This is a genomic window from Protofrankia sp. Cr1, assembly GCF_963555865.1.
Classification (GTDB): domain Bacteria; phylum Actinomycetota; class Actinomycetes; order Frankiales; family Frankiaceae; genus Protofrankia.
In genome coordinates this window covers 1-5,280 of the sequence record NZ_CAUVXO010000367.1, presented here as the reverse complement: position 1 = coordinate 5,280, position 5,280 = coordinate 1, and the positions used below count along the sequence as shown (strand labels likewise).

General features: G+C 66.9%; 8 protein-coding genes and 1 tRNA gene. 4 read left to right on the top strand and 5 right to left on the bottom strand.

The features are described 5' to 3' along the window. The 3 genes from U9980_RS21480 to U9980_RS21470 form a co-directional block, all read left to right on the top strand. Nucleotides 1-528: peptidoglycan-binding domain-containing protein (locus U9980_RS21480; RefSeq protein WP_322769573.1), on the top strand; the 528-nt coding region annotated here is incomplete at its 5' end. Between the two features lie 10 nt (nucleotides 529-538). After that, nucleotides 539-919, top strand: a complete 381-nt coding sequence (locus tag U9980_RS21475) for a hypothetical protein (protein ID WP_322769572.1) — start codon at nucleotides 539-541, stop codon at nucleotides 917-919. Continuing rightward, a complete protein-coding gene (locus U9980_RS21470) occupies nucleotides 916-1,611 on the top strand; it encodes a hypothetical protein (protein WP_322769571.1) in 696 nt (231 codons plus the stop codon). The genes U9980_RS21475 and U9980_RS21470 overlap by 4 nt, the downstream gene beginning before the upstream one ends. A 260-nt stretch (nucleotides 1,612-1,871) precedes the next feature. On the opposite strand, the gene U9980_RS21465 is transcribed toward U9980_RS21470, so the two are convergent. Then, nucleotides 1,872-2,156, bottom strand: a complete 285-nt coding sequence (locus U9980_RS21465) for a hypothetical protein (RefSeq protein WP_322769570.1) — start codon at nucleotides 2,154-2,156, stop codon at nucleotides 1,872-1,874. Between the two features lie 234 nt (nucleotides 2,157-2,390). On the opposite strand from U9980_RS21465, the gene U9980_RS21460 reads away from it, so the two are divergent. After that, on the top strand, nucleotides 2,391-2,675 hold the full coding sequence (locus U9980_RS21460; protein WP_322769569.1) for a hypothetical protein: 285 nt from the start codon (nucleotides 2,391-2,393) through the stop codon (nucleotides 2,673-2,675). A 392-nt stretch (nucleotides 2,676-3,067) separates the two neighbouring features. Here U9980_RS21460 and U9980_RS21455 read toward each other — a convergent pair whose 3' ends face one another. The 4 genes from U9980_RS21455 to U9980_RS21440 all read right to left on the bottom strand — a co-directional run bounded on the left by U9980_RS21455 (nucleotide 3,068) and on the right by U9980_RS21440 (nucleotide 5,265). Beyond that, on the bottom strand, nucleotides 3,068-3,505 hold the full coding sequence (locus U9980_RS21455) for a helix-turn-helix domain-containing protein (protein WP_322769568.1): 438 nt from the start codon (nucleotides 3,503-3,505) through the stop codon (nucleotides 3,068-3,070). After that, nucleotides 3,492-4,079 (bottom strand): hypothetical protein, encoded by a 588-nt coding sequence (locus tag U9980_RS21450; protein WP_322769567.1) that lies wholly within the window; start codon nucleotides 4,077-4,079, stop codon nucleotides 3,492-3,494. The genes U9980_RS21455 and U9980_RS21450 overlap by 14 nt, the downstream gene beginning before the upstream one ends. Before the next feature lie 79 nt (nucleotides 4,080-4,158). After that, complete coding sequence (locus U9980_RS21445; RefSeq protein ID WP_322769566.1) at nucleotides 4,159-5,106, bottom strand: tyrosine-type recombinase/integrase; 948 nt, start codon at nucleotides 5,104-5,106, stop codon at nucleotides 4,159-4,161. A gap of 84 nt (nucleotides 5,107-5,190) precedes the next feature. After that, a tRNA-Val gene (locus U9980_RS21440) sits at nucleotides 5,191-5,265 on the bottom strand. Between the last annotated feature and the right edge of the window lie 15 nt (nucleotides 5,266-5,280).

The following is a 5,280-nucleotide window of genomic DNA, read 5'->3' as shown; positions in this document are numbered from 1 at the left end:
GCGCTGATCAGCCTGACCGCAACCTGGTGCCGGCAGACCGGCAGTCCCTGTGAGCTCGTGACCAGCCCCGCCGGCCGAGGGCTCGGCTACCACGCGCAGTTCGCCGACTGGAACCTGGCTCACCACGTCTGCCCAGGCCCGGTCCGGCTGCGCCAGCTCCTGGACGTCGTCATCCCGGGGGCCGCGGCGGTCCTCGCGGGCCTACCGCCGGCGCCCACTCCGATCGTCGCTCCGCCGCCGGCTCGCCCTGTCGCCCCCGCGTTCCCGCTGCCCGCCGGGCACTGGTACGGGCCACCGGACGCGGATCCGCGGAACCACTCCGGGTTCTATGCCCTCACGGACCGGGTGGGGATCACGCAATGGCAGGGGCAGATGCGTGCCCGCGGCTGGGCGATCGACGTCGACGGGCAGTTCGGCCCACGGACCGCGACGGTCACCTGGGCCTTCCAGGCTGAGAAGGGCCTGGCTGTTGATGGCCGGGTGGGGCCCGTCACCTGGGCTGCGGCGTGGACCGCGGCCCTCACCTGAGGAGCGCCGCATGACCCGCTACCAGCGTGATCTCCTCACCCGGGTTGCCGCCACCGTCGTTGCCGCCCTCCTCGGTCTCGCCACCGCTGAGCTCAGCGGCCTGTCGGTGTGGTGGGCTGTCCCGGCCGCGACGCTGGTGACCTCGGCCCGTGCGCTGGCCACGAGCACCGGCCAGGGTTCCCGGCTGACCTGGGATGTTCTCGAGCGCACCCTCTGGACCGCGGCCCAATCGGCCGCGGCGGTGGTTCCGGTCACCACACTCGGCTGGCCGCCGGAATTGATCATGGTGTTCAGCGGTGCGCTGTCCGCGCTCAAGGGCCTGGCCGCGAGCGGTGTGGGCGATCCCCATACGGCCGCGCTCCTACCGGCAGGGACGGAGGCCACCCGATGAGCGGGATCATCATCGACATCCTGCCCGAGACCGCGGCCAATCCGTGCCGGCTCGGACGGCATCGCGAGCACGACCCGCGCTCCCTGGCCTACGCGGTCGCGGGCCTGCCGCATGGCGCGCTGCAGTCGATCCGCTGGACCCGACGCTGCCCCGTCTTCGACCAGGGCTCCATCGGCAGCTGCACCGGGCAGGCCGCCGCGGGCTGGCTTGGCACCGACACGGCCACCCGCAAGGGCGACCCGGGGATCGTCGAAGACGACGCCCTAGCGCTGTATGAGGCCGCCACCCGACTGGACAACGTGTACCCGCCCGGTCAGTACCCGCCGGACGACACCGGCAGCACCGGGCTCGGCGTGGCGAAGGCGCTGCGCGCCCAGGGGGAGATCACCCGCTACCGGCACGCGTTCGGGCTGCGCGCAGCCCTGACAGCCCTTCAGCGTGGACCGATTCTGTTCGGGACGATATGGCGGGCGGCGATGTTCACTCCGGACCCGGACGGCCGGATCTACCCGGCGGGCACGCCCGCCGGCGGCCACGAGTACCTCATCGACGAGGTCGACGTCGCTCGGGGCCGCATTTGGCTGACGAACTCCTGGGGGCCGTCGTGGGGAGTTGCCGGCCGGGCATATCTCACCTGGGATGACGCGCGGCTTCTACTCGTGTGGGAGGGCGATGTGATCGTCCCGGTGTAGCCGGTCTGGTCACCGGTACCAAACATCAACCGGCACCCCGCCTCACGGCGGGGTGCCGGCTTTTTGGCGTGGGGTCAGCATCCCGGCTGCCGGCCGGGGCGCCGCAGCGGTTCTGCTGTACGACACGATCGGCCCCGGCGAGCACCCGTGTGCGGCAGCTCCATCCACGGGATAGTCGATCAAGATCAACCTTGCTAGGGCGTCCTATAACCGCAGCACGGGATTCCCATGTACCACGCACGCGTGTAGCAAGGCAAGGGTTATTGGCGGGCGGTCAAAATCCGACCAAGATCCTCAGCGCGAGTGAGGCGATCAATCGCCTCGCGATCACCCGCCGCCGCGTCGGCGCGCAGGCGACGACCCTGCGCCTGCAAAGTGTCGATCTTGCTGGGTCCGGCGTAACCGAGATCGTCGGTGAGTGCCTGGCGGCCTCGCCGCCCAACCTCATCAGAGATCCATAGCGCTCGCCAGTCGCTGGCTGCACGGCGCCACAGGACCGGATCCGAGTCCTCCCACAGTCCCGTCCTGGTCTGCGTGGTGTCCATCCGTGCCCCCTTCTCGTGTGACGTCACAGTACCACGCATGAGTGTTGCCGTGCAAGGGTCGAATCCGCTAAGTTGATCTAGGATCGCAGCACGGGATTCCAATGTACCACAGACGCGTGTAACAAGGCAAGTGTTATTGGCGGGCAAAATGAACGAAAGAATCTTTGCTCCCGCCTTGCCATTCCACCACGCATGCGTATAAGATGGTGTCACACCAGAGAGAAGGGAAACAAAATGACCGCCACCACCGCCAAGTACGAGATCCCAGCCCAGCTCCTCACCCAGACCCTCCACCCGGGAGTGATCCTCCACAAGGGGATCTACGTCAACACCGTCTGCTGCGGAGAGGAGTACACCCCCGACAACAGCCTCTGTGTCTTCTGTGACGGTGGCAGAGAGGTCACCTGCGCAGAGTGCGAGGGCGACGGCGCCCTCGAGGATGACACGGACTGCGTCACCTGCGCGGGTGCCGGCACCACCCGCTGCCCCCAGGCCCGCAACCGCTGGGCGCACGAATGATCAAGGGGGGCGCTCCCCGCCCGATTTTGGTCGGACAGGGAGCGATCAAGGAGGGTGTGATCAAGGGATACATGTATGTACTAAGCAAGTATATAAGCATTGATCAATTCCAGTGAAGACTTGGTCTTGATCAATGCCTATATACTTGCTTAACTCAACTAACTATCTTCGGTCTCAACCCGAGTGTTGATCTTGGTCGGATAGCACCATGGCCACGCCACCACCACCCGCCGTCGCCACGGTTCCCCCGTCAGGATGGAAAACTGAGGCTCAGAATCGATCATCCAGGCCCAAGGGCGATGTGATCGTCCCGGTGTAGCCGCCTGATAACCAGTACAAACTCAACCGGCACCTCGCCTCACGGCGGGGTGCCGGCCTTTTGGCGTCTGGGGTCAGCGTCCCGGCTGCCGGCCGGGGCGCCGCAGCTCAGCCCCCGCTTGGAGGAGCAGGCGAAGCGTCCACGATTCGGAGATGTCGAGACGCTCGGCGATCTGTTCAACCGTGTCCCCCTCGTCGCTGTACCAGCGACGCAATTTCGCGACTGACTGCTCGTCCAGCTGGTCCGGCCCATAGTCGGCCAGCGCGATCTGATAACGATCTAACCAATAATGGACGGTTACTTGGGCGATCCCGTGGCGATCTGCGACCTCCTGTGAGCTGAGTCCCTCTGTTGAATAGCGGAGCATTTCGTCCCGGCTCACGGCCGGAGGCGGCGGATCTGGCGTTCGTAACGTGTTCGAAACCGCGCCCTTGGATCGATTCATCCTCCGGCCGATCTCAGCCAAGCTGAGCCCTTGCTCACGGAGGCGGCGCGCCTCAGTGCGATCCATCGCCGGCGCCCTTCCGCACCTGGTAGGCGCGGGTTGCCCCGTCCGCTGCACTGACGGTGACGCGGTACACCCCGTCGCGCCGGCGGGTGTCGCTGATCCGGCCGAAACCCGCTACCGCGCCCAGTGCAGCGATCACCCGTGTCGCATCGGCGAGGTCGGCGACTGCGACAACGCGGTCGTCCTGGTCGACGACCGACCAGGGCCCGCCGTAGGTCTCGACGAGCCATTGCTGGGCCGCGATCTGCGCCTCCCGCTCCGTTTTGTAGGCGCGGGTGGATCTCCCCGAGTCGCCGGGCACGCCGGTGGCGTGCCACCACCAGCCACGGTGCACCTCCATGCCGGGCTGGAACATCCCGACCTGCAGTCCGGGGAACAGGCTCCTCGTGGGGGGGATGCGGTGGAACGTGTCCCATCCGCGCGTCCGGTCGATGCCGGCGTCGAGCAGCTCCCGGATTGCGGCCGCGCGGGTGCGGCCCTGCTCGGCCGCCCACTCGTCCACTCGGGCCAGCCGGGCCTCCCCGACGGCCGTTGATATGACGCCACCCACTGTTGGGCGCCCTCCGGTGTCGGCCATGACGCACTCCCTAAACAGGTTTTCGATATGGAAAACATAGAGAGCGATACCGCAGGTTGTCAATACGGAAAACCGGAGCTCAGAACCGATCACCCAAGCCCAAGCGGCCGTGAGTGTTCTGGGCTCGCCGGGCCCGGCCGATGGCCCCGTACCGGGCGACCATCTGGGTGGTGGACCAGCCCATGTGGTCGGCCAGGCCCTGCTCGTCTCCGCCGGCGTCAAGCCAGGCGTCCGCGAGCGTGTGCCGGAACATGTGTGGGTGGATCTTTCCGATACCTGCCCGTGCGGCGCGGCGGTCGAGCATTTGGCGTAGGCCATCAGCTCCAAGCGCCCCGCGGCCCTTTTCCGCTAGCCAGAGCTCGGGGCGCCCGGCCTGTTTTTCCTTGGCGCGGACGCGCAGGTAACGGGAGATCGCCAGGGTCGTGTTGGTCCCGATCGCGACCTGCCGGGGCCGGCCCCCTTTCCCGGTCACGTAGATCAATTTGCGGCCGAGGTCGACGTCCTCGACCGTCAGCTTGGCGACTTCGCCGCGGCGTCCGCCGGTGTCGGCGAGCACCCGGATGATCGCCGCGTCGCGGCGGTCGATCAGGCCCTTGCCGGTACAGACGGCAAGCAGAGCCTTGACCTGGTCGACCGCGACGAGCGGGACCAATTTCCCTGCCACCTGCGGAGGTTTCATCCGCTCCATAGGCGAATGTTCGATCTCGCCCTCATCCAGCAGCCACGCAAACCACTGTTGGAGTGCACGGAATGTCTGGTTTGTGTATGCGTCGCCGCGGCCGTCAGGACACCTCGGCGTGGGGGTGCTGCCAAACCAGATCAGGAAGGTCTCGACCTGGGCCTTGGTGATCTCGCAGGGTTCCCCCGGCGGGTCGTCCAGCCCTGTGAGCCACGTCACCATGGCCATACCCGCATCGTGGTAGATCGTCCTGGTCCTGACACTCCTACCCATGGCCTCGAGGGTGCGGTCCCACCCGACGAGCAGCAGGTCCCAGAGGGGGTCGATGCCCTCGCGCAGGTCTCCCATACCGGGAAAGTTAGCAGGTCACTGAGCGCACAGCTTGACCCAGTACATCATTATTAGTACGGTCACTCGCAGGTCAGCGAGGTGTGGTGGGCGCGGCAGGGATCGAACCTGCGACCACTCGCTTGTAAGGCGAGCGCTCTCCCGCTGAGCTACGCGCCCCGGGCTCTCGTAAGG